General features: G+C 73.3%; 16 protein-coding genes, 1 other RNA gene and 1 pseudogene. 9 read left to right on the top strand and 9 right to left on the bottom strand.

Annotation, left to right across the window (positions count from 1 at the left end):
• Window positions 1–14 precede the first annotated feature (14 nt).
• Both ACFVS6_RS24380 and ACFVS6_RS24375 read left to right on the top strand, forming a co-directional pair.
• Window positions 15–1,301, top strand: a complete 1,287-nt coding sequence (locus ACFVS6_RS24380) for an MFS transporter (protein ID WP_389706860.1) — start codon at window positions 15–17, stop codon at window positions 1,299–1,301.
• 93 nt (window positions 1,302–1,394) lie between these two features.
• On the top strand, window positions 1,395–2,630 hold the full coding sequence (locus ACFVS6_RS24375; protein WP_389706858.1) for an SH3 domain-containing protein: 1,236 nt from the start codon (window positions 1,395–1,397) through the stop codon (window positions 2,628–2,630).
• An 86-nt stretch (window positions 2,631–2,716) separates the two neighbouring features.
• Here ACFVS6_RS24375 and ssrA read toward each other — a convergent pair.
• From ssrA to ftsE, 5 genes are all read right to left on the bottom strand, one after another.
• Window positions 2,717–3,105: a transfer-messenger RNA gene (ssrA, locus tag ACFVS6_RS24370) on the bottom strand.
• A 128-nt stretch (window positions 3,106–3,233) separates the two neighbouring features.
• Entirely contained in the window at window positions 3,234–3,719 is a 486-nt protein-coding gene (gene smpB, locus ACFVS6_RS24365; protein ID WP_281208852.1) for an SsrA-binding protein SmpB, read from the bottom strand.
• 18 nt (window positions 3,720–3,737) lie between these two features.
• Window positions 3,738–4,958 (bottom strand): S41 family peptidase, encoded by a 1,221-nt coding sequence (locus ACFVS6_RS24360; protein ID WP_389706855.1) that lies wholly within the window; start codon window positions 4,956–4,958, stop codon window positions 3,738–3,740.
• Window positions 4,959–5,025: 67 nt separating this feature from the next.
• A complete protein-coding gene (ftsX, locus tag ACFVS6_RS24355; protein ID WP_389706853.1) occupies window positions 5,026–6,006 on the bottom strand; it encodes a permease-like cell division protein FtsX in 981 nt (326 codons plus the stop codon).
• A 17-nt stretch (window positions 6,007–6,023) separates the two neighbouring features.
• Window positions 6,024–6,713, bottom strand: coding sequence for a cell division ATP-binding protein FtsE (ftsE, locus tag ACFVS6_RS24350; RefSeq protein ID WP_389706851.1), 690 nt, complete (start codon window positions 6,711–6,713; stop codon window positions 6,024–6,026).
• A gap of 225 nt (window positions 6,714–6,938) precedes the next feature.
• Between ftsE and ACFVS6_RS24345 the strand changes: the two genes are divergently transcribed.
• Window positions 6,939–7,127, top strand: a complete 189-nt coding sequence (locus ACFVS6_RS24345; RefSeq protein WP_389706849.1) for a hypothetical protein — start codon at window positions 6,939–6,941, stop codon at window positions 7,125–7,127.
• 109 nt (window positions 7,128–7,236) lie between these two features.
• Here the strand turns inward: ACFVS6_RS24345 and prfB are convergent, their stop codons facing one another.
• Window positions 7,237–8,346, bottom strand: a complete 1,110-nt coding sequence (gene prfB / locus ACFVS6_RS24340; RefSeq protein WP_389706848.1) for a peptide chain release factor 2 — start codon at window positions 8,344–8,346, stop codon at window positions 7,237–7,239.
• A 318-nt stretch (window positions 8,347–8,664) separates the two neighbouring features.
• On the opposite strand from prfB, the gene ACFVS6_RS24335 reads away from it, so the two are divergent.
• Window positions 8,665–9,735 (top strand): isopenicillin N synthase family dioxygenase, encoded by a 1,071-nt coding sequence (locus ACFVS6_RS24335; RefSeq protein ID WP_389706846.1) that lies wholly within the window; start codon window positions 8,665–8,667, stop codon window positions 9,733–9,735.
• Between the two features lie 213 nt (window positions 9,736–9,948).
• Here ACFVS6_RS24335 and ACFVS6_RS24330 read toward each other — a convergent pair whose 3' ends face one another.
• The gene (locus ACFVS6_RS24330; RefSeq protein WP_389706844.1) at window positions 9,949–11,211 is read right to left on the bottom strand and encodes a serine/threonine-protein kinase; all 1,263 of its coding nucleotides are present in this window, start codon (window positions 11,209–11,211) and stop codon (window positions 9,949–9,951) included.
• A 343-nt stretch (window positions 11,212–11,554) separates the two neighbouring features.
• Window positions 11,555–13,327, bottom strand: coding sequence for a protein kinase (locus ACFVS6_RS24325; protein ID WP_389706842.1), 1,773 nt, complete (start codon window positions 13,325–13,327; stop codon window positions 11,555–11,557).
• A 490-nt stretch (window positions 13,328–13,817) separates the two neighbouring features.
• On the opposite strand from ACFVS6_RS24325, the gene ACFVS6_RS24320 reads away from it, so the two are divergent.
• From ACFVS6_RS24320 to ACFVS6_RS24300, 5 genes are all read left to right on the top strand, one after another.
• On the top strand, window positions 13,818–16,778 hold the full coding sequence (locus ACFVS6_RS24320; RefSeq protein ID WP_389706999.1) for an FtsK/SpoIIIE domain-containing protein: 2,961 nt from the start codon (window positions 13,818–13,820) through the stop codon (window positions 16,776–16,778).
• A 118-nt stretch (window positions 16,779–16,896) separates the two neighbouring features.
• On the top strand, window positions 16,897–18,294 hold the full coding sequence (locus ACFVS6_RS24315; RefSeq protein ID WP_389706840.1) for an ABC transporter substrate-binding protein: 1,398 nt from the start codon (window positions 16,897–16,899) through the stop codon (window positions 18,292–18,294).
• Between the two features lie 123 nt (window positions 18,295–18,417).
• Window positions 18,418–19,683: a carbohydrate ABC transporter permease gene (locus ACFVS6_RS24310; protein WP_389706998.1), complete on the top strand. Its 1,266-nt coding sequence runs from the start codon at window positions 18,418–18,420 to the stop codon at window positions 19,681–19,683.
• Window positions 19,680–20,555: a carbohydrate ABC transporter permease gene (locus ACFVS6_RS24305; protein WP_389706838.1), complete on the top strand. Its 876-nt coding sequence runs from the start codon at window positions 19,680–19,682 to the stop codon at window positions 20,553–20,555. The genes ACFVS6_RS24310 and ACFVS6_RS24305 overlap by 4 nt, the downstream gene beginning before the upstream one ends.
• 128 nt (window positions 20,556–20,683) lie before the next feature.
• Window positions 20,684–22,954 (top strand): CDP-glycerol glycerophosphotransferase family protein, encoded by a 2,271-nt coding sequence (locus tag ACFVS6_RS24300; RefSeq protein WP_389706836.1) that lies wholly within the window; start codon window positions 20,684–20,686, stop codon window positions 22,952–22,954.
• Between the two features lie 24 nt (window positions 22,955–22,978).
• Here ACFVS6_RS24300 and ACFVS6_RS24295 read toward each other — a convergent pair.
• Window positions 22,979–23,093 (bottom strand): annotated as a pseudogene (locus ACFVS6_RS24295) (protein-tyrosine-phosphatase); the annotation flags it as partial.

The raw sequence follows: 23,093 nt of genomic DNA, 5'->3' as shown, positions 1-23,093 counted from the left end.
CGCAGTCTCGGGGCATGCCGCAGAAGACCCCGTTCATGGCCGTGACGGGCAGCACCCTGGTCCTGTCCCCCCGCCGGCCCGACGCCGCCGCCGGAACCGCCACGGCCCGCGTCCCCGCCGTCACCCGCACCCGCGCCCCGGGCCCGTACCGGCGGCTCTTCGCCCTCCCGGGCACCCGCGGCTTCACCGTCGGGAACCTGATCGCCCGTCTGCCCATGGGCATGTTCGGGATCAGCGCGGTGCTGATGATCGCGGGCCAGCGCGGTTCGTACGCCCTCGCCGGCGCGGTCACCGCGACCGGGATGGCGGCCACCGCGCTCGTCGCCCCGTGGACGGCCCGGCTGGTCGACCGGTACGGCCAGGCCCGGATCGCCCTGCCCGCCACCGCGATCGCGGTCCTCGGCTCGCTGTCGCTGGTCCTGTGCGTCCGTGCGCAGGCGCCCGCCTGGACGCTCTTCGCCTCGTACGCGGCGACCGCCACCACCCCCAACATCGGCGGCATGTCCCGGGCCCGCTGGACCCATCTGCTGCCGCCGGCCTCGCACCACACGGCGATGTCCTTCGAACAGGCCGCCGACGAACTCTGCTACCTGCTCGGCCCCGTGGCGGCGGCGTTCCTGTGCACGGCGCTCTTCCCGGAGGCGGGCACCCTCGTCGCGGCGGTGCTGCTCCTGGCCGGGATGACGGTGTTCACCGCGCACCGCGCCACGGAGCCCCCGCCCGCCGGCGTACGCCCCTCGGCCGCCGGTCCTTCCCTGTCGCGCCGGTTGCTGCCGCTGCTCGGCCTGTTCCTCGCCACCGGGGTCGTCTTCGGCTCGATGGAGGTCACGTCCATCGCCCACCTCGGCGCACAGGGGCTCGGCGCCGCGATCGGACCGGTCCTCGCCCTCCAGGCGGCGGGCTCCTGCGCGGCCGGCCTGTTCTACGGGACCCGGCGCCCCCGGAGCCTGCGGACGTGCCTGCTCGCCCTGGCCGCCGCGATGGCGCTGCCCTGGATCGCGGCCGGCGCCGGCTCCCCGGCCCTGCTGGGTTGCGCGCTGCTGCTGGCGGGCGCGGCGACGGCCCCGGCGATGGTCACCGCGATGGCACTGGTCCAGCGGGTCACCCCGCGGGAGCGGCTGAACGAGGGCATGACCCTGGCCGTCACCGCGATCCTCGGGGGCATCGCCGTCGGTTCGGCGACGGCGGGGCTGACCGTCGACCACCTCGGCACGACGACGGCGTACCTGCTGCCCGCCGCGGCCGCCCTGTTGGCCCTGTTCGCCTCCGCGTCGGGACGATTTGATCCGGCGGCCGAGTGATCACTCCCGCGTGGGACTCCCCGCCGCCGCGCGGGATCGGCCATAACTGGGGGGTCTTCCCCCAGCGCCCTTCCCCTTGCGGAGGAACACCCCTTGCCTGCTTCCCGTTCCGTGCCCGCGGCCCTGTTCGTCGCGGCCGTCACCGCCGGTTGCCTCCTGCCGGCCGCGCCGGCCCTGGCCGCCTCCTCGGACCTGCGTTTCTCCCAGCCGTACGTCCCCTCGATCGCTCCCGGCCGGACGGGACGCGTCGTCATCGCGGCCGCGGGCGGGGCGGAGGCGACGCGCAGCAGCACCTTCCGCATCACCGCTCCGCAGAGCACCACGTTCCCCGAGGCCCGCATCTACTGGAACGGTGACCGGGCCGGCGGCTCGTGCGAACGCTCGTCGGACGCCCGCCTGCTGACCTGCGACGCGGGAACCCGCGCGGGCTTCACGTTCCCGGCGAACACCCGGACCCGGCTCTCGGTGTCGCTCCACGTGGACGCCGACGCCCCCGAGGGCGTCACCCTGGACGGCGGTGAATGGGCCACCGGCACCGAGGAGTCGGCCCTGTTCGCGGTGTCCACCCCGGTGACGGGACCCAAGGGCGACGACGGCCGACCGGGCCACGACGGCAAGCCCGGCCACCACGGCAAGCCGGGCCGCCCCGGCCCGCAGGGCGAGAAGGGCGACAAGGGCGACCGGGGCGAGTCCGGCCCGCAGGGCGACCGCGGGGAAACCGGCCGCGACGGCCGTGACGGCGTCACCGGCCCCGCCGGACCGCAGGGCCCGAAGGGCGAGCAGGGTCCCAAGGGCGACCGGGGCCCGGCCAACGGCCCCCGGGGCCCGCAGGGCCCCAAGGGCGACACCGGCGAAAAGGGCAAGCAGGGCGACCGCGGTCCGACGGGCCCCGCCGGCCGGAAGGGCGACAAGGGCAACCCGGGCCCGCAGGGCCCCAAGGGCTCCGACGGCAACCGCGGCCCGACCGGCCCGACCGGCCCCCAGGGCCCGAAGGGCGACACCGGAAAGCCCGGCGCCTGCAAGAAGTGCGAGAACGGCCACGGCGGCCACGGAAAGCCCGGCCACGACAAGCCCGGCCACGACGACCACGGCAAGAAGGCCCCGAAGGCCCGCATCGTCTCCCCCGGAAAGGGACTCGGCATCCGTTCCGGCCCGGGCACCGGGTACGCCGAAAAGGGCAAGGTCGCGACCGGCGCGGTCGTCGCCCTCCAGTGCAAGGTCAACGGCCAGAAGGTCGACGGCAATTCGATCTGGTACAAACTCGCCGACGGCAGCGGCTGGATCGCCGCCCGCTACGCCCAGAACCTCAACAAGGTCCCCTTCTGCTGACCTGAGGCCCCACCGGGGCTCCCACCTCACCCGAACACGACGAAGGCCCCGCAGCCAGGAGCTGCGGGGCCTTCGTCAACATGGGGTGGTGGAGATGGCGGGAATCGAACCCGCGTCCAACGGTGCAGAAGTAGGGCTTCTCCGAGCGCATTCCGCTGCGCTTTTCTCGGCCCCGGAGATCACACGGACAAGTCTCCGACGGGCTCAGTCACTGTTTGATTTCCCTCTATCCCCCGTGACCGGAGTTAGAGGTTTAGATCCCTAATTGACGCCAGGATCCGGACCGGGACCACTTCCGGGCTGACGCTCCTCACAGAGGCTTCAGCTCACTGTTATTAGGCAGCGAGGGTGAAGCGGGAGTTATCGCTCTTGGAGTTGGCGATTATTTTTTGCGACATATGGTTAACGAGATCATTGCCGCTTTCTCGGCTCGCTTCCCCTACATCGACAGCCGCTGTCGAAACCGATCATCCCCATGTTTCACGCTGTTCAGTTGTCGAGATCCAGCAGGCGCTCTCCATGCGTCCCGCTCGACCGGCGCCACCCGCAAGCGCGTGGTGCTGACGCCATCGTACGCGAAGTGGACCTCCGCGTGCCAGGACATTAGAGCTGACCGCGCTCCTTGCGCTTGACGGCCGAGATCACCCGGTTCGTCTCGCGCGTGTCCTGCTTCTCGCGCAGCGACTGCCGCTTGTCGTACTCCTTCTTGCCCTTCGCCAGCGCGATCTCGATCTTCGCCCGGCCGTCCTTGAAGTACAGGGCGAGCGGCACGATCGTGTTGCCGGTCTCCCCCGTCTTCGAGTCCAGCTTGTCGATCTCCTCGCGGTGCAGGAGGAGCTTGCGCTTGCGCCGCGCGCTGTGGTTGGTCCAGGTGCCCTGGCTGTACTCCGGCACGTGCACGTTGTAGAGCCAGGCCTCGCCGCTCTCCACCGAGACGAAGCCGTCCACCAGCGAGGCACGGCCCTGGCGCAGGGACTTGACCTCGGTACCCGTGAGCACGAGACCGCACTCGTAGGTGTCGATGATCGTGTAGTCGTGCCGCGCCTTCTTGTTCTGGGCGATCATCTTGCGCCCTGTTTCCTTAGCCATAGTGCGGTCATTTTCGCACTACGGACCCACCCCGAGGCCACCCAATACCTTGCGCGCCCGCTCCTCGGCCCCCTCCCGGGCCGCCAGGTCCGGGGTGATCCCGCCGCCGTCGAGGCTGCGGCCCGCCGGCGTGCGGTACGTGCCGACGGTCAACTCGGCCACCGAACCGTCCGGGAGCTCGGTGGGCATCTGCACCGAGCCCTTGCCGAAGGTGCGGGTGCCGACCGTCACCGCGCGGCCCCGGTCCTGGAGGGCGCCGGTGACCAGCTCGGCCGCGCTCATCGTGCCGCCGTCGACCAGGGCCACCAGGGGCCGCCCGGTGTCCCCGCCCGGGGCGGCGTACAGGGCGCGCTCGGAGCCCCGCACGTCGTACGTCGCCACCAGCCCGCCGTCCAGGAACGCGGAGGCCGCGGTCACCGCCTCGGCGACCAGCCCGCCCGGGTTGCCGCGCAGGTCAAGCAGCACGCCGGCGCCGGGCGGGGCCTCGCGGACCGCTGTCCTCACCCGCTCACCCGAACCGCGGGTGAAGGAGTCGACCTTGATGACGGTGATCCCGTCCGCGAGGCGGCGTACGGTCACCGGTTCGGCGCGCAGCTGCTCCCGGCGGACGGTCTCGGTCAGGTCCACGCCGTCCCGGCTGAGGTGCAGCACCACCGGGGTGCCGGCCTCGCCGCGCAGCAGGGCCACCACGTCGACCACGGCGAGGCCGGAGACGCCCTGCCCGTCCACGCTCAGCAGCCGGTCCCCGGCGCGCAGGCCGGCGCGGGCGGCGGGGCCGAGGGGTTGGACCCGGTCGACCCGGATCCAACCCTCCCGGGTGCGTTCGGCCCAGAGGCCGACTCCGGTCCAGTGGCCGTCGAGGTCGTCGGCGAAGGCCGCGTACTCGCCCCGGTCGTAGACCTTGCCCCAGCGGTCCCCGCTGCGGCTGACGACCTCCTGCGCCGCCTTCTTGCCGGACTTGCCCTCGGCGACGGCCTCCGCGGCGGCGCGGGCGACGGCCTCGCGGTCGGCGGTACCGGTTGCCCGGGGCGCGTCGGGGGCGGCGGGAGCGGGGGCCGGGGCCGGATCGGGGGCGGCGGCCTGCGCGGGAACGCTCGTGCGGGCGAGGGTTCCGGCCTCCGCGGCGTCCCAGCGGCCGGTGCTCGCCGCGGCGACGACGGAGGTCAGGAACACCAACGTCAAGACGGCCCCGCGACGCAGGTCGCGGGGCCGGGGACAGTGAGCGGGCAGACCCGGCATGGCGCCGAGTCTAGGACAAGCCCCGCCGCGGTACGGCGGGTTGGGCGTACCTCACAGGGGGCGCTCGTCACACCTTCAGGTACTTGCGCAACGCGATGAAGGCGGCCAGGGAAGGCATGAGCAGCCCGATGACCAGCACCAGCGGCAACTTGGTGAGGACGGCGTCCCAGCCGATGAAGTTGATCAGTTCGAGCTTGTCGCGGAGCGCGGCGCCGTGGTCGATCACGAAGTACTGGCCGGCGCCCAGCATGAGGCAGGCCAGCGCGGCGCCGATGAGGCCCGCGACGGCCGCCTCCATGATGAACGGGACCTGGATGTAGAAGCTGGAGGCGCCGACGAGCCGCATGATGCCCGTCTCCCGCCTTCGGCTGAAGGCCGATACGCGCACCGTGTTGACGATCAGCAGCAGCGCCACGATCAGCATGATCAACATGATGCCGAGGGCGGCCCAGTTGAGGTAGCCGAGCAGCTTGAAGAGGTTGTCGAGCTGCGAGCTCTGGTCGGCGACCGACTGGACGCCGTCGCGGCCCGTGAAGGCGGAGGTGATGACCTCGTACTTCTCCGGGTTCCTCAGCTTCACGCGGAAGGAGTCGGGCATCTGGTCGGGGGTGACGACGGAGGCCAGAGCCGTGTGTCCGAAGCGTTCCTTGTAGTGCTTGTAGGCCTCGTCCGAGGACTCGTACGTGACGGTCTGTACGAGCTGCATCTTCTTCAGCTCGGTCTCGATCCCCTGCCGCTGCTCGGGGGTCACGGCCCCCTTGGAGCAGGCGCGGGGCGAGCCGACCGCGTCGGACGTGCCGCCCGCGGCGGGCGGGCCGGCGGCCGCGCTCCCGGCGGCCTCCAGGGCGTCGTTCTTGGTGCAGAGGTAGACCGTGACGTTGACCTTGTCGTACCAGTACCCCTTCATGGCGCTCACCTGGTCGCGCATGAGCAGGGAGCCGCCGAACAGGGCCAGCGACAGGGCCACGGAGATGATGACCGCGAAGGTCATGGTGAGATTGCGGCGGAGGCCGACGCCGATCTCCGACATGACGAACTGGGCGCGCATGACGTCTCAGGGGCCTTTCAGTGCTGGTAGCCGTAGACGCCGCGCGACTGGTCGCGCACGAGTCGGCCCTGTTCGAGTTCGATGACGCGCTTGCGCATCTGGTCCACGATCTGTTGGTCGTGCGTCGCCATGATGACGGTGGTGCCGGTCCGGTTGATCCGGTCCAGCAGTTTCATGATCCCGACGGAGGTCTGCGGGTCGAGGTTGCCCGTCGGCTCGTCCGCGATCAGCAGGGCGGGCCGGTTGACGAAGGCGCGGGCGATGGCCACGCGCTGCTGTTCGCCGCCGGACAGTTCGCCGGGCATCCGGCCCTCCTTGCCGCCCAGGCCGACGAGTTCCAGGACCTGCGGGACGGACTTGCGGATCTCGCCCCGCGGTTTGCCGATGACCTCCTGCGCGAAGGCGACGTTCTCGGCGACCGTCTTGTTGGGCAGCAGCCGGAAGTCCTGGAACACGGTCCCCAGCTGGCGCCGCATGTGCGGGACCTTCCAGTTGGAGAGCTTGGCGAGGTCCTTGCCCAGGACGTGCACCTGGCCGTGACTGGCCCGTTCCTCGCGCAGGACCAGCCGCAGGAAGGTGGACTTGCCGGAGCCGGAGGAGCCGACCAGGAAGACGAACTCGCCCTTGGCGATGTCCAGGGAGACATCTCTGAGTGCGGGCCGGTTCTGCTTCGGGTAGGACTTGGAGACGTTGTCGAATCGGATCACGGGTGCACCACGGGGTCGCCGGGAGTAGGTGAGCGTGACCATACGCGAACGGACGGTGGGTGTGGACCCGCCAACCGCAGTTGCCCGAATAATCCCCGGGTGCCCGCGCAGCCCGATCGTGATTGCCCGGACGGGCCGCGCCGAATGCCGTCGGAGCCGGCACAGTGGTAGGGGGAACGGACCCGGTCCCCGTGCCGTTGTACGAGGGGACGAGAGGAGGAGCGCATGACATATGACCGGCTCGTGTGCGCGAACTGCGCCGCGCCCGTCAACCAGGGCAGGTGCCCGGTGTGCCGGGCGAACCGGAAGCACCTCCAGCAGGAGGGGCCCTTCGCCGGGCTGAACCCGGTGACACTCATCGCGCTTCTGGTGGTGCTGGTGGCGGCGCTGGCGCTGGCGGCCCAGACCGCCTAGACCGCCCGCCCGCGGGCACGTCCCGATCACACGGAATGGGGAAGGGCCCGGACACCCAAGGTGTCCGGGCCCTTCCTCGCGTCGTGTGGTCCGCGCGCGGTGAGGTCCGTTACGCGGACTGCTCCTGCTGCTTGCGCCAGCGGATACCGGCCTCCAGGAAGCCGTCGATCTCGCCGTCGAGGACCGCCTGCGGGTTGCCGACCTCGAACTCCGTCCGCAGGTCCTTGACCATCTGGTACGGGTGCAGGACGTAGGACCGCATCTGGTTGCCCCAGGAGCTGCCGCCGTCCTTGAGGGCGTCCATCTTGTCCTTCTCCTCCTGGCGGCGCCGCTCCAGCAGCTTGGCCTGGAGCACGTTCATCGCGCTGGCCTTGTTCTGGATCTGCGAGCGCTCGTTCTGGCAGGAGACGACGATGCCGGTGGGCAGGTGCGTGATGCGCACCGCCGAGTCGGTGGTGTTGACGCCCTGGCCGCCGGGGCCCGAGGCGCGGTAGACGTCCACGCGCAGCTCGGCCTCGTCGATCTCGACGTGGTCGCTGGTCTCGACGACCGGCAGCACCTCGACGCCCGCGAAGGAGGTCTGGCGACGGCCCTGGTTGTCGAAGGGCGAGATCCGGACGAGCCGGTGGGTGCCCTGTTCGACGGAGAGGGTGCCGTAGGCGTAGGGCGCCTTGACGACGAAGGTGGTCGACTTGATGCCGGCCTCCTCCGCGTACGAGGTCTCGTACACCTCGGTCGCGTAGCCGTGGCGCTCGGCCCAGCGCAGGTACATGCGCTGGAGCCGCTCGGCGAAGTCGGAGGCGTCGACGCCGCCGGCCTCGGCACGGATGTTGACCAGGGCCTCGCGCTCGGCGTACTCGCCGGAGAGGAGGGTCCGGACCTCCATCTCGTCCAGTGCCTTGCGCACCGAGATCAGCTCGGTCTCGGCCTCGGCGAGGGTGTCCGCGTCGTCCATTTCCTGGGCGAGCTCGAACAGCACCGCGAGGTCGTCGATGCGCCCGCGCAGGCTCTCGGTCTTGCGGACCTCGGCCTGGAGGTGCGAAAGCTTGCTCGTGATCTTTTGAGCGGCTTCCGGGTCGTCCCACAGGGACGGCGCGGCGGCCTGCTCCTCGAGCACGGCGATATCTGCCCTCAGCTTGTCGAGGTCCAGGACGGCCTCGATCGACCCCATGGTCGAGGAGAGGGACTTCAGCTCTTCGGATACATCGACAACTGCCACGGGCCCAGCCTAGCCGGTCCCCGGGCGGCACTCTCCGGTCAGGCCGGATCGGTACGTACGGACAGGGGTGGGTACAGGCGTACGCTCACCGTATGACTGTCCCACTCGTGAAGCGCCGCCATGTGGACCACATGCGTGTCACGACGACGAGCTGTCTGCCGACGGACCTCGCACGAGCCTGATCCACCCCGATCCGACTTCGGTCCTGTACGCGTTGGCCACGCGGCCCCCGGCGCCATCCCTGCCGGCCGGCCGTTCCCTCCGTTGCCCCTCCATCTCCGGGGCCCAGGACCCCGTGACATCCGAAACGGAGCCGTCATGCCGTCCGCGCATCCCTCCTCTTCCGTGACCTCCTCCGCCGTGGCCGCCGGCTCCCCGGCCCCTTCCGCCCCGGCGCCCTCCTCCCTGGCCGTGATCGACCTCTCCCGGGCCGACGACCCCGCGGAGCGGGACGACTTCCTGAGGCAGCTGCACGCGGCCGCCCGGGACACCGGTTTCCTGTACCTGACCGGCCACGGGATCAGCGAGGCGGAAACCGCCCGGATCCTGGAGCTGACCAGGGCCTTCTTCGCCCTCCCGGAGGCCGACCGGCTGGCCGTGAGCAACCTGAACTCCCCGCACTTCCGCGGCTACACCCGCATAGGACACGAGCTGACGGGCGGCACCTCCGACTGGCGCGACCAGCTGGACGTCGGCGCGGAACGCCCCGCGCCGGAGGTGGGCCCGGGGGATCCCTCGTACCTGTGGCTGGAGGGACCCAACCAGTGGCCGGCGGCCCTGCCGGAGCTGCGGGACGTGGTGCTCTCGTGGCAGTCGCGGCTGGCGGCCGTGGCCCACCGGCTGCTGCGCGAGCTGCTGGCCTCGATCGGCGCGGCCCCCGACTTCTTCGACGCGGTCTTCGCCGACCGCCCCCACCTGCACACGAAGCTGATCCGCTACCCCGGATCCGCCCCGTCGGGCGCCGACCAGGGCGTCGGCGCGCACAAGGACTACGGATTCCTGACCCTGCTCCTCCAGGACGGGGTGGGCGGGCTCCAGGTGGTGCGCGACGGCGGCTACGTCGACATCCCGCCGATGCCGGGGGCCTTCGTGGTCAACCTGGGCGAGCTGTTGGAGATCGCGACGGAGGGGTACCTGGTGGCGACCGACCACCGGGTGGTCAGCCCGCCGGGCGCGGTGGAGCGGTTCTCGGTGCCGTTCTTCTACAACCCGCGGCTGGACTCGGTGGTGGAGACGGTCCCCGGGGAGTACCTGCGCACCGCCCCGGGCGTGGCGCACGACGCGTCGAACCCGCTGCACGCGGAGTACGGCCGCAACGAGCTGAAGGGCTGGGTGCGCGCCCACCCGACGGTGGCCCGCCGGTGGCACCCGGAGCTGATCACGGCCTGACGGCGGCCGGGACCCGGCCGGCTGACCCCGGCGGACCGGGAACCGCCGGGGACCGCCGGGGACCGCCGGGGACCGCCGGGGACCGCCGGGGACCGCCGGGGACCGCCGGGGACCCGCCGGGGACCGCCGGGGACCGCCGGGGACCGCCGGGGACCGCCGGGGACCGCCGGGGACCGCCGGGAACCCCGGCCGGACGGCCCGGGGGCGCGGAACCTACGGGCGGGCCGGGGCCGAGCGCTTCCCGTCCTGCGGCGGCGGGGCGCCGTCTTCGTCGCCGGACACGGCGAGCCAGCTGCCCAGCCCCACGGCGGCGACCAGCGCCACCGCCGAGGCGGACATCACCAGCCGCCGCTTGCGCGCGGCCTCGGCGCGGTGCCGGGCGGACCCGGGCCGGTGTCCGCCGGCGGGACGCGGGACGCGGGCGGTGCCCAGTGCCCCGCCCGCCAGCTCGTCCGGGCCGGGCACCCGCATGGAGGTGTGGGTGTCGCGGTTGGAGTCCGTGGCGGAGCCGGGCACCAGCGGGACCACGCCCCGCCGCCGGACCGGGTCGGCCGGCAGGTCCTCGGCCTCCGGTTCCTCCGGCTCGACGTCGTCCGGTTCGTCCACGTCCAGCGGCGGCATCCCGGCCAGCATCGGCAGCATGTCCCGCAGCCGGACCGACAGCTCCGAGGCGCGCAGCCGGGAGGCGGGGGCCTTCGCCAGGCACTGGACCATCAGCTGCCACAGCTCGTCCGGGATCCCCGGCAGCGGGACCACGGTCTCCGTGACGTGCCGGCGCAGGACCGCGCCCGGGTGCCCGCCGCCGAAGGGCGTGAAGCCGGCCAGCAGCTCGTACAGCACCGTGGCCAGGGCGTATATGTCGACGGCCGCCCTCGGGGGCAGGCCCTCCACGATCTCCGGGGCCAGGTAGTCGGGGGTGCCGATGATCCGGGTGGTCGGGGCCGAGGCCCGCGTCCCGGGCGCCCCGGCCGCCCGCCGCGGGGAGTCGATGAGCTTGGCGACGCCGAAGTCGGTGAGCAGCGCGGGGTGCGCGCCGCCCGGACCGAGCGGGCCCTGCATGTCGAGCAGGACGTTCTCGGGCTTGACGTCCCGGTGGACGACGCCCGCCGCGTGCGCGGCGGCCAGGGCGTCCGCGACGTCCGCGACGATGGCCACGGCCGCCTCGGGGGCGAGGCGGCGCTCGCGGTCGAGGCGCGTGCGCAGGTCCGTGCCGCGGACGAGGTCCATGACGAGGGCGAGGTCGTTGCCGTCGACGACGAGGTCGCGGACGGAGACGACGTGCGGGTGTTCCAGGCCGAGCAGCGCGCTGCGCTCCTGTACGAACCGCCCGACGAGTTCCTGGTCGGACGCGAGGTCCTCGCGCAGCAGTTTGACGGCGACGGGCCCGTCCGGCCCTTCACCCAGCCACACCGTGCCCGCGCTGCCGCGCCCCAGGATCTGGTGCGCGGTGTACCGGCTGCCGATCTTCCGTGCCACGACTGCTCCCTCAGCGGCTGAAGTACGCACCAAAGCTACGCGGCCGAATGGGGGTTGGGCGCTCCGGATCGCGGCGACCTTGACTTCTGGGGGCGAAATCACGTCCCGGATGTCGACAAATCCACGAACTCGGTGCTCCGGGCGCCGTCGACGGCCGGCCACCGGGCCGCGCGGGGCGGCCCCGGCGGCCCGACGGCGGGCCGTACGGCCGCCGTCGCGAAAGGCTCGTACGGATACCTCCCCGGGACGCCTCATACGGACGCCTCGCACGGATGCCCGGTACGAGTGCCCCGCACGCCACGACCGACGGCTCGTGCGGACCGGCGGCTCGTGCGGACCGGCGTCAGGGGGTGGCGGAGCCGCCGCCGGAGCCGTCGCCGACGGAGGTGACCCAGTCGACGGTGTCGGAGCCCCAGGTCCACACCTGGTCCCACCATCCGCGGCCGGTGCCGACCCATTCCTGGAGCGGGGTGAGTTCCCAGACCAGCCAGCCCGCCACGAAGAACAGCAGGATCATGACGAGGCAGCCCTTGAGGCAGCCGAGGCCGGGGATCCGCACCGGGTTGGCGCTGCGGCGGCGCGGCTCACGCGGTTCGCGCGGGGGCCGCGGGGCCCGCTGCTGCGGCGGCGGGGACTGCGGCGGCTGCCGGTACTGGGGCTGCTGCTGAGGCTGTTGGTACTGCTGGGGAGGCTGGGGCTGGTACTGCTGGGGCTGGTGCTGCGGCTGCTGGTACTGCGGCGCCCGCTGCTGGGGCTGCTGCTGAGGCTGTTGGTACTGCTGCGGCGGCTGCGACTGCTGCTGGTAGTGCTGCGGCGGCGGGGCCTGGCGGTACTGGGGAGGCTGCTGCGGCTGCTGCGGCGGTCGGGGCTGGTGCTGCGGGGGCGGCGGGGCCTGGCGCTGCGGGCGGCGGCGCAGCGGGTCCTCGCTCGGGTCGAGCCGGTGCATCTGCGTCTGCTCGTTGCGGTCGCGGACCGCCCGCATCTGCGACTGCCACGGGTGCGGGGCGTCGGGCTGCTGCACGGGCGGCATGACCGAGGTCGCGTCGGCGGGAGCCGGCCCGGTGCTGGGCAGCACGGTGGTGGCGTCGGCCCCTCCGATGGGCGGCATCACGCTGGTCATGGCGTTCGGGTCGTACGAGCCCTGCGGGCCGGCCGGGGCGTGCGCCGGACCGACGGCCCCGGGCGTCGCCGGGACCGGGGCGGGCGAGGGGTCGGGGGCGAGCAGCGCGCCGACCCCGAGGGCGGCCTCGACCTCGCCCGGCGAGGAGTGCACGCCGATGCCGGAGGCGACCACGCGCAGGCCGCGGGCCAGGCTCTGGGCGCTGGGGCGCTCGTCGGGCTCCTTGCGCAGGCAGCGCTCGATGACGATCCAGACCGGCTCGGGCAGGGTCGGGGGTCGCTGCGGCTCCTCGCTCAGGTGCCGGTGGAGGACTTCGAGCGCGGTGCCGCCCGCGAACGGCGGTCGGCCGGTGACCAGCTCGTAGAGGAGGATGCCGGCGCCGTAGATGTCGACCGCGGAGGTCTGCGGGCGCCCCTCGGCGGATTCGGGGGCCACGTAGGCGGGGGTGCCGACGAACTCGTGGGTGCGGGTCAGGCCCGGGGAGTCGGCGAGGCGCGCGATGCCGAAGTCGGTGAGCATCGGCTTCATCTGGCCGTTGCTCTCGTCGAGCAGCACGTTGGCGGGCTTGAGGTCGCGGTGCACGACGCCGTCGGCGTGGCTGGCGGCGAGCGCGTCCGCGATCTGCGCGGTCAGCAGGCTCGCGGCGACCGGGCTGAAGGGGCCGTTCGCGCGGAGGTACTTGTGCAGGTCGGGACCGTCGATCAGGTCCATGACCAGCGCCAGCAGGTCGCCCTCGACGACGAGGTCGCGGGTGCGCACGATGTTGGGGTGGGTCAGGCGCAGCAGGACGGAGCGTTCGCGCAGGAAACGCATGACGATGTCCGCGTCCTGGGCCAGCTCCTCCTTGAGGACCTTGATCGCCACGGTCTCGCCGGGCTGCCCGGCGACGGCTGCCTCCGCACCGGCGGTCTCCCGCTGGCGGGCACGCCAGACAGTGCCCGTGGCGCCGCGTCCGAGCGGCTCCTCGAGCAGGTACTTGCTGCCGACTGGCCGCACGTCTCGCGCTCCCCTGCTGTCGTCTGTTCCGTTGTTCGGGTCTTCCGGTTCTCGGGTCGTACCGGAGTTCCTCGGCTGATTCCGCTGGATGGGTTTCGGCCCCCCCAACTCTAGGGGGTGTCCCCGGGGAAGACGCGGGGCGACGGAGGTTGGTTGCCGCACATATGTACGAAGGGTGAGATTTACCGGGTATGCCGGGGGCGTTTTCGCTCGGATTTCATCCGGCGGCCTGTCCGGATTTGTTCGGTCCCGGCACCCCTGCCGACCGATCAAGATCATTTGTTGCCGGGTGCCGGGCGTGTTGTGTGTGACAGGTGCGAGGATGCACCCGTACGGAACGGCCGGGACGGGAGCCCTGCCCTTCCGGCGTACCTGACCGGACGAGGCGTCCGCGCCGGGTGGGGGTGGTCGGGAAGGCATGTCCCGCCGGTTCCCTGCCGGGCGCACGCTCCGCGCACTGCGCTCCGCGCAGAAGGGACCGCTGACGGCGATGCAGATCCGGCTGACCGTGCTTGGGTCGCGCAGCGGCCACCAGACCGCCACCGCGCCGGCCAGTGGTGACGTACTCGTCACCGCGCCCGCCGGCACCCCCCTGGCCGCCGTGGCCTCCGGGCTCGCCGCGACCGCCGGCGGGCCCGACACCGGCGGCACCGTGGTGCTGTACGCCGGTTCGCAGCGACTCGACCCGCAGCGGGCCGTCCTGGGCGAGCCCCCGCTGGTCGACGGGGCGGTACTGGCCCTGCACACCCCCCTGCCGAACGCCGACGCCCTGCCCGACGACGGCCCCGGCGCGGCGCAGCTGCACGTGGTGGCCGGCCCGGACGCCGGCGGGGTGCACCTGCTGCACCCCGGCGCGGTACGGATCGGCCGCTCGGCGGACGCCGACGTGCCGCTGGACGACCCGGACGTGTCGCGGCTGCACTGCGCGGTGACCGTGATGGCGGACGGGCGGGTCGCCGTGGCCGACCTCGGCTCGACGAACGGCACCACGCTGGACGGGACGCCCGTCGGCGCCCGCCCCGTCGCACTGGCCCCGGGCGCCCTGCTGCGGATCGGCGAGTCGACGTTGCGGCTGGCCCGCGCGGGCGCGGCCCCCCTGACCGTGGTCCCGGACCTGGAGGGCCACCTCGCCCTGCCGCGCCCCCCGGCCGGGCACGAACCGGAACCGACCCCGGCCCCCGCCCCCGCCGGGGCTCACGACACCGGTGCGCCCGCCGCCGGCCGGCCGCCGACCGCGGGCGCCGTCCCGTACGGGGCAACCGCGGGCGGCGGCGACCCGGCCGGGGCCGCCGACCCCCGCACCGGCGCCGTCCCCGACGCCGTGGCGTCCGGCGGCGCCAGGTCGCGCCGCGGGATCGGGGCCTGGGCCCGCAAGTGGGTCCGGGGCGAGGAGACCGAGCCGGAGGCCGTGGCCGAGCCGGAGGCACCCGTCGCCGCGGCTCCCGACCCCGACGAGCCGGCCTCGCTGCTGCTGGCCGCGCTCGGCCCGACCGGCCGGCTCTGGTCGCGGGGCGCCGGTCACCCCGGGTTCCTGGAGGTCGGGCTCGGCGCCGGAAGCCGGGTCGCGCTGCTCGGCGTCGGCTCGCTGGGCATCGCCGGCCCGCGCGCCCGGCTGACCGGGGTGGCCCGCTCGGTGGTCGCGCAGCTGGCCGCGCTGCACGCGCCCGGGCAGCTGGAGATCGTACTGATCGCGGCCGACCGGGCCCGGCCCGTCCAGGAACGCCTGCGCGACTGGGGCTGGCTGGGTTGGCTGCCCCACGTGCGCCCCGCTCACGGACAGGACTGCCGGCTCCTGCTGGCGTACGACCGCGACCAGGCCGCGGCCCGGACCGGTGAGCTGACCCGCCGGCTGGACGACAGTCCGCTCGGCACCAACTGGGCCGGCGCGGACCCGGCCGCCGTGCGGGAGGCCGCCCGCGGCTACGGGGGGCCGCGCACGGTCGTCGTCCTCGACGGCGATCCGGGTTCGGGCGCCCTGCGCGAGGTGACCTGCCGGCTGGCCTCCCACGGGCCGGCCGCCGGGATCCACGTCGTGGCCCTCGCGGAGGCGCCGGCGGCGACGCCCGCCTCCCCTGTGGTCGACACGTACGAGAGCGCCTGCGCGGCCGCGCCCGCCTTCCGCCACTGCGCCACGGCGGCCCTGCTCAGCGGGGACGTCGCCACCGCCGTACGCACCTTCGCGGTCAGCGGCGGCAGACCGGTGGCGCCCGGCGGCACCGCCGTCGCCGACGCGGTGTCCGCCGCCTGGGCGGAGCGTTTCGCCCGGGCCCTGGCCCCGCTGCGCGCGGACGCGCCGGCCGGCGACGACGGGTACCGGCCGGCCGCCGCCAACCTGCCGGCGACCTCGCGGCTGTTGGACGAACTGGGGCTGGCCCGGGCCACCCCGGCCTCCCTGATGGCGCGTTGGGCCGCCGCGACCGAGCAGGGGCAGGGCGTCGGCGGCCTCGCCGAGATCGTCCTCGGCACCGGGAAGCGCGGTCCGGTCGGCGCGGAGCTGGCCCACGAGGGCCCGCACCTCCTCGTCGAGGGCCCGGCCGGGAGCGGCCGTACGGAGCTGCTGCGCTCCCTCGCCGCCTCGCTGGCGGCGGCGGCCCGTCCCGACCGCCTCGCGCTGGTCCTCCTCGACGGAGCGGGCGGCGAGCGCGGCGACGGCCTCCTGCCCTGTACGGAGCTGCCGCACGTCTCGGCGCACCTGGTGGCGTCCGACCCGGTGCGCATGCGGGAGTTCGCGCAGGCCCTCGGCGCCGAACTGAAGCGCCGCCACGAGCTGTTGGACGGGGTGCCCTTCGCGGAGTGGCACGCCCACCGGGCCCTGTCCGACCACATGGTGTCCCCGCGCCGGCCCACGCCGGGCGAGCAGCACGGCGACCTGGATCCGCCGCGCAGCGGCACCCTGCGGTTGCGGGCATCGACCCCGCGCACCGATCCCGCGGCGGGTCCCAGTCCGTTGCCGCGGCTGGTGGTCCTGGTCGACGACTTCGACGCGCTGGTGGCGCCCGCCCTGGGCAGTACGGGTCGGCCCGCGGCCGGTTCGGTGGTGCGTGCGCTGGAGGCGGTGGCCCGTGAGGGGACCCGGCTCGGGGTGCACCTGATCGCGGCCACGGCCCGCCCGGAGCGCACGGCCGACTCCGAGCCGGCCCGGTTGGCGACGTTGCGGGTGGAGTTGGACTCCCCCGACCAGCCCGGTCCCGGACGCGGCGTGCTCCGGTACGCCGACGGCCGCCGGGTGCCCTTCCAGGGCGGCCGGGTCACGGGCCGGATCCCTCGGACGGCGACGCTGCGACCGACGGTCGTGCCGGTGGAGTGGGACCGGATGGGCGACCCGCCGGCCCGTCGGCCGGTGCGGGAACTGGGCAACGGCCCGACCGACCTCGCGCTCCTGGCCAGTGCCCTCGACCGGGCGTCCCACCTGGTGTCCGCGGTGCCCGTGCTCTTCCCGCCGGCCCCCTGACGTCTGCCTCGGCCTCCCCGGCACCCCCGCGACGCGGTATTGCGGGGGTGCGCGGGGCGGCGTAGACCTTGTGGCACGGGACACACCACCAAGGCCACACGGCATCGGGGGCGACACCATGCGACGACAGGGACGACAGCGGGGACAGCGAAGTACGGGCCGGACGCGGGCCCTTGTGCCGGGCGGGGCGTGGACGGCCCTGGCCGCGGTGGGGGCGTTGGCCCTCTCCGGTTGCGGGGACGGGAAGGATCCGGAGCCGGGCCCCCCGCAGGGGGAGCGGCCCTCGGCCTCCAGGGTGCGGTTACCGCAGTTGCCCGGGGAGAAGCTTGAGGTCGCGGCGGTGTGGACGGGCCCGGAGCAGGCCAACTTCACCAAGGTGCTGAAGGAGTTCGAGAAGCGGACGGGGGCGAGCGTCACCTTCGTCCCGGCGCAGGACCCGATCGTCACGTTCCTCGGTACGAAGGTGGCGGGCGGCGCCCCGCCGGACGTGGCGCTGCTCCCGCAGGTCGGGGCGCTGCGCGCGGCGGTGCAGAACAAGTGGGCGCAGCCGGTGGGTCCGGAGGCGAAGGCCCAGTTGGACGCGAACTACTCGGCGGGCTGGAAGGACCTCGGCGCGGTCGACGGCACCCAGTACGGCGTGTACTACAAGGCGGCCAACAAGTCGCTGATCTGGTACAACGCGAAGGCTTTCGAGGCGGCGGGCGTGACGCCCCCCAAGACCTGGAAGGACCTCATCGCGGCGGCCGACACGCTCTCGGCGTCCGGTACGCCGGCGGTGTCGGTGGCGGGGGCGGACGGCTGGACGCTGACGGACTGGTTCGAGAACGTCTACCTCTCCCAGTCGGGTCCGCAGAAGTACGACCGGTTGGCCAAGCACGAGCTGAAGTGGACGGACGACAGCGTCAAGCAGGCGCTGACGACGCTGGGCGAGCTGTTCGGGCGCAAGGACTTCCTGGCTGGCGGCCAGAGCGGGGCGCTGTCGACGGAGTTCCCGAAGTCGGTGACGCAGACGTTCACCGGTGGTGACCGGCCTGCGGCGGCGATGGTCTTCGAGGGCGACTTCGTGGCGGTGAACATCGCGCAGACCGAGGCGAAGGTGGGTGAGGACGCCCTGGTGTTCCCGTTCCCGGCGGTGGGCGATAAGCCCCCGGTCGTTTCGGGCGGTGACGTGGCGGTGGCGTTGAAGCCGTCGAAGGGCGCGCAGGCGCTGCTGACGTTCCTGGCGTCGCCGGACGCGGCGGAGATCCAGGCCCGCGAGGGCGGTTTCGTCTCGCCGAACAAGGCCGTGGACCCGGCCGCCTATCCGAACGACATCCAGCGCGGGATCGCGAAGTCGCTGATCGCGGCGGGCGACGACTTCCGCTTCGACATGTCGGACCAGGCTCCGGCGGCGTTCGGCGGTACGCCGGGGTCGGGCGAGTGGAAGGCCCTCCAGGACTTCCTGGCGAACCCGGCGGACGTGGCGGGGGCGCAGGCGAAACTGGAGGCGGAAGCGGCCAAGGCCTACGGGGGCTGACCGGTGGCGGCCACAGCCTCACGGAGGTCGGCCCCGCGGGAGCCGGCTGCGGGAAGGTCCGGTCCGGGGAGGTCCGCCCCGCGGAAGTCGGCCCCGCGTTCGGCCGAGGACCGGCGGCGCCGTCTGATCGCGGCGGCGTTCCTCCTCCCGGCCCTCGTCCTGCTGGGTGCGCTGGTCGTGCACCCCATCGGCTACTCCGTGTACCGCAGCTTCTTCGACCGCTCCGGCGACGTGTTCGTCGGCGGCGCCAACTATCGGGAGATCCTCGGCGACGACACGATCCGCACGGCGCTGAAGAACACCGCGGTGTGGGTGGTGCTGGCGCCGACGACGGCGACCGCGCTCGGCCTGATCTTCGCGGTGCTGACCGAACGGGTGCGTTGGGGAACGGCGTTCAAGCTGATCGTCTTCATGCCGATGGCGATCTCCATGCTGGCGGCGGGCATCATCTTCCGGCTGGTGTACGACCACGACCCGGGCAAGGGCGTCGCCAACGCCGTGTGGGTGGGGGTGCACGACACCTTCGCGGAGTCCTCGGCCTTCCCCCGGGCCCGGCCGGGCCGGGACTCGCCGCTGGAGCCGGTGGCGGGCGGCGCGTTCGTGACGCGCGAGCCGGCACGGGCGGGCGTGCCGGTGCTGCTCCCGCTGGTCGGGGTGGCGCCGGAGGACCTGCCGGAGGGGACCGCGACGGCCGAGGCGGCCGGTTCGGATCCGCGGAAGGTCACCGGCACGGTCTGGCAGGACTTCACCCGGGGCGGGGGCGGTACGACGAACACCGTGGATCCCACGGAGTCGGCCTTCGCGGGGATGCGGCTCGAGGCGGTGAGGGGCGACAGGGTGGTGGAGTCGGCGACGACCCGCGCCGACGGGACGTTCCTGATGTCCGCGAAGGCGGACGGGGCGTTGCTGCGGCTGCCCGCCGAGAACTTCCGGGAGGCGTACGCGGGGGTCCAGTGGCTGGGCCCGGCGCTGGTGACCCCGGCGGTGATCGGTGCGTACGTCTGGATGTGGGCCGGTTTCGCGATGGTGTTGATCGGGGCCGGGTTGGCCTCGGTGCCGCGGGAGCTGCTGGAGGCGGCGCGGGTGGACGGGGCGAGCGAGTGGCAGGTGTTCCGTCGGATCACGGTGCCGTTGCTGGGGCCCGTCCTGGCGGTCGTGCTGGTGACGCTCGTCATCAACGTGATGAAGGTGTTCGACCTGGTCTTCGTGATCGCTCCGGGAGCGGTCCAGGACGACGCGAACGTGCTCGCGCTCCAGCTGTACCGGACGTCGTTCGGCACGGATGCCGATCCGGGGCTGGGCAGCGCCATCGCCGTACTGCTGCTGGTGCTGGTGGTGCCGGTGATGCTGGTGAACATCCGCAGGTTGCGGAAGGAGGGATCGCGATGAGCGGCGCCGCGGGCAGGCGGACCACGTCGGCGGGCCGGGCGGTCGCCGCCCGGGTGGCGTCGGGGGCGGTGCGGGTGTTCCTGGTCGTCGTCGCCCTGTTCTGGCTCGTGCCCGCGCTCGGACTGTTGCTGTCCTCGTTCCTGGCTCCCGACGACCTGAACCGGGGAGGCTGGTGGCAGGTGCTGACGGCGCCGTCGCGGCTGACGGCGTCGAACTACGGACGGCTGCTGGAGAACGACACGATCACCGGTTCGCTGCTGAACACGGTCGCGATCGCCGTCCCGGCGACGCTGCTGGTCCTGGTGTTGGGGGCGTTCGCCGGATACGCCTTCGCCTGGCTGGAGTTCCCCGGCCGGGACTGGCTGTTCCTGCTCGTCGTCGGCCTGTTGGTGGTGCCGGTGCAGGTCGCGCTGATCCCGGTGTCCGAACTCTTCGGCTCCATCGGCCTGTTCGAGACGACGGCGGGAGTGGTGCTGTTCCACACGGCCTTCGGGCTGCCCTTCGCGGTGTTCCTGCTTCGGAACTTCTTCGCGGAGATCCCGCGCGAGCTGCTGGAGGCGGCCCGCCTGGACGGCGCCGGTGAACTGCGCCTGTTCGCCAGGGTGGTGCTGCCGCTCGGCGGGCCGGCGCTCGCCTCGCTCGGCATCTTCCAGTTCCTGTGGGTGTGGAACGACATGCTGGTGGCGCTGGTCTTCGCCGATTCCGCGCACCCGCCGGTGACGGTGGCGCTCCAGCAGCAGGTGCGGCAGTTCGGGAACAACATCGACGTCCTGGCCCCCGGGGCGTTCCTGTCGATGGTGGTGCCGCTCGTCGTCTTCTTCGCGTTCCAACGGCAGTTCGTGACGGGGGTGATGGCCGGCGCGGTCAAGTGATCCGCTCTTGATCACGGTGTTGACGTGGGACGTTGACGCCGGGTAACCCGTATGGCGCACGTGGCGTAACCCGATCACCACGCCCGGGGTTCCTGGGCCATATGCCCGCGCCGACCCCTGGATGTGCCGTGCCCCGGTTCAGCGTCATCGTGCCCGCGTACAAGGTTCAGGCGTACCTCCAGGAGAGTCTGGATTCGGTCCTGTCCCAGTCGTACCCGGATCTGGAGCTGATCGCGGTCGACGACGCCTCCCCGGACGCCTGCGGTTCGATCATCGACGAGTACGCGGCCCGTGACCCCCGCGTCACCGCCGTGCACCTGGCGCACAACCTGGGCCTGGGCCCGGCCCGCAACGCGGGCCTGGCCCGGGCCTGCGGCGATTACCTGATCTTCCTCGACGGTGACGACACCCTCGCACCGGGCGCCCTCCAGGCCGTCACCGACCGGCTCAAGGCCACCGGTTCCCCGGACGTCCTCGTCTACGACTACGCGCGCGCCTTCTGGACCGGCGAGGTGGTGCGCAACCGCCTCGCGCACCGTCTGGACGAGGAGGGCCCGGCCAGCTTCCGGCTCTCGGACCGTCCGGACCTGCTCGGCATGCTGATGGTGGTGTGGAACAAGGCGTACCGCCGCGAGTACGTGGAACGCGAGGGCCTCACCTTCCCGCCCGGCTTCTACGAGGACACCCCCTGGACCTATCCGGCGCTGCTGGCCGCCGAGTCCGTGGCCGTCCTCGACCGGGTCTGCGTCCACTACCGCCAGCGCCGCACCGGGTCGATCCTCACCACGTCGAGCCGCCGCCACCTCGACATCTTCGACCAGTACGAGCGGGTCTTCGCCTTCCTCGGCACCCGGCCCGAGCTGGAGCGTTGGCGCCCCGCCGTGCACCGGCGGATGGCCGAGCACTTCTGCGCCCTGTACGCCGACCCGCGCCGCCTCCCGCGCGCCGGGCGCGCCGAGTTCTTCGCCCGGGCCTCGGCCCTGCTGCGCCGTCGGCGGCCCCCGGTCGGCCCGGCCGGCCGGTCGCCGTCCCCGAACCGCACCGACCGGCTGCGGCACGCCCTGATGCGGCTCGGGGTCCGGCGCACCTACCGGGTGCTGTCGACGGCCCGCCGGGCCGCCCTGGCCGCCGGCGGCGGGGCCCTGGTCCTGGGGCGGGGCCTGCGCGAGACGCTGCTGCGGCTGCACTACCGGATCCAGCGGCTGCTGCCGCTGCGCCCGGAGCTGGCCGTCTTCTCCGCGTACTGGCACGGCGGTTACGCCTGCAACCCGGCGGCGATCGAGGCGAAGCTGCGCGAACTGGCCCCGCGGATGCGGACGGCGTGGATCTGCGACCCGGAGCACGCGGCGACGCTGCCCGCGACGACGGCGGCGCTGCGTCCCGGTTCCGCCGCGTACTGGACGGCCCTCGCCCGGGCCACCTACCTGACCACGAACGTCAACTTCGACCGCGCGCTGGTCAAGCGGCCCGGCCAGATCCTGGTGCAGACCCAGCACGGCACCCCGCTCAAGCGGGTCGGCCTGGACCTCCAGGACCGGCCGGCGGCGACCCCGACGACGGACTTCGCGGGGCTGCTGCGCGGCGCCGACCAGTGGGACTACCTGCTTTCCGCGAACCGGCACTCCACCCTCGTCTGGGAGCGGGCGCTGCCGTCCTCGTACACGACGCTGGAGTACGGCTACCCGCGCAACGACGCCTTCCACCGGGCCACCCGCTCCGAGGTCCTCGAACTGCGCGAACGGTTGGGCATCGCGCCGGGTTCCACCGCGATCCTGTACGCCCCGACGCACCGGGACTACCGGCGCAGCCGCCCCGACCACCTGGACTTCGAGCGGGTGCTGCGCGATCTGGGTCCGCGGTTCACCGTGCTGACCCGTACGCACCTCACGTACGCGGGCACCACCCCGACGTGGGAGCCGCACCCGCGGCTGATCGACGTCTCCGCGCACCCCTCCGTCGAGGAGCTGTGCCTCGCCTCGGACGCGCTCGTCACCGACTACTCGTCCCTGATGTTCGACTACGCGACCCTGGACCGGCCGATCGTGATCCACGCGGACGACTGGGAGGCGTACGAGGCCGCCCGCGGCACCTACTTCGACCTGCGGACGTGCCCGCCGGGGGCGGTGGCCCGCACCGAGGACGAGCTCGTGGACATCTTCGCGACCGGTCACTGGCAGGGCTCCCGCTCGGCCCAGCTGCGCGCGTCGTTCCGCTCGCGGTTCTGTTCCTACGACGACGGCCACGCGGCCGAGCGCGTCGTGCGCCGGGTCTTCCTGGGACAGGCCGTCCCGGTCCCGGCGATCGTCCCGCTGGAGGAGCGCCGGCCCGCGCCCGCGGCGCCGGCCCCCGCGCCGGAGCCGACGCCCGCACACCTCGGCGCGGGCGGCTTCGGCTTCTGAGCGGTACTTCCCTCGGCTTCCGAACGGTCCCGCCGCCCGGCCGAACGTACCGGCGCTCTCCACGATGAGGTCACCGGCCGGGATCCCCCCCAGTCGGTGCGACAGGGCGTGCCGCGTCAGCCGCTCGGTGATGGGCGAG

This window comes from Streptomyces sp. NPDC057939 (assembly GCF_042887545.1).
In the GTDB taxonomy this organism is placed as follows: Bacteria; Actinomycetota; Actinomycetes; order Streptomycetales; family Streptomycetaceae; genus Streptomyces.
The sequence above is the reverse complement of the archived record's forward strand: the minus strand, read 5'-3'. Positions and strand labels throughout refer to the sequence as shown.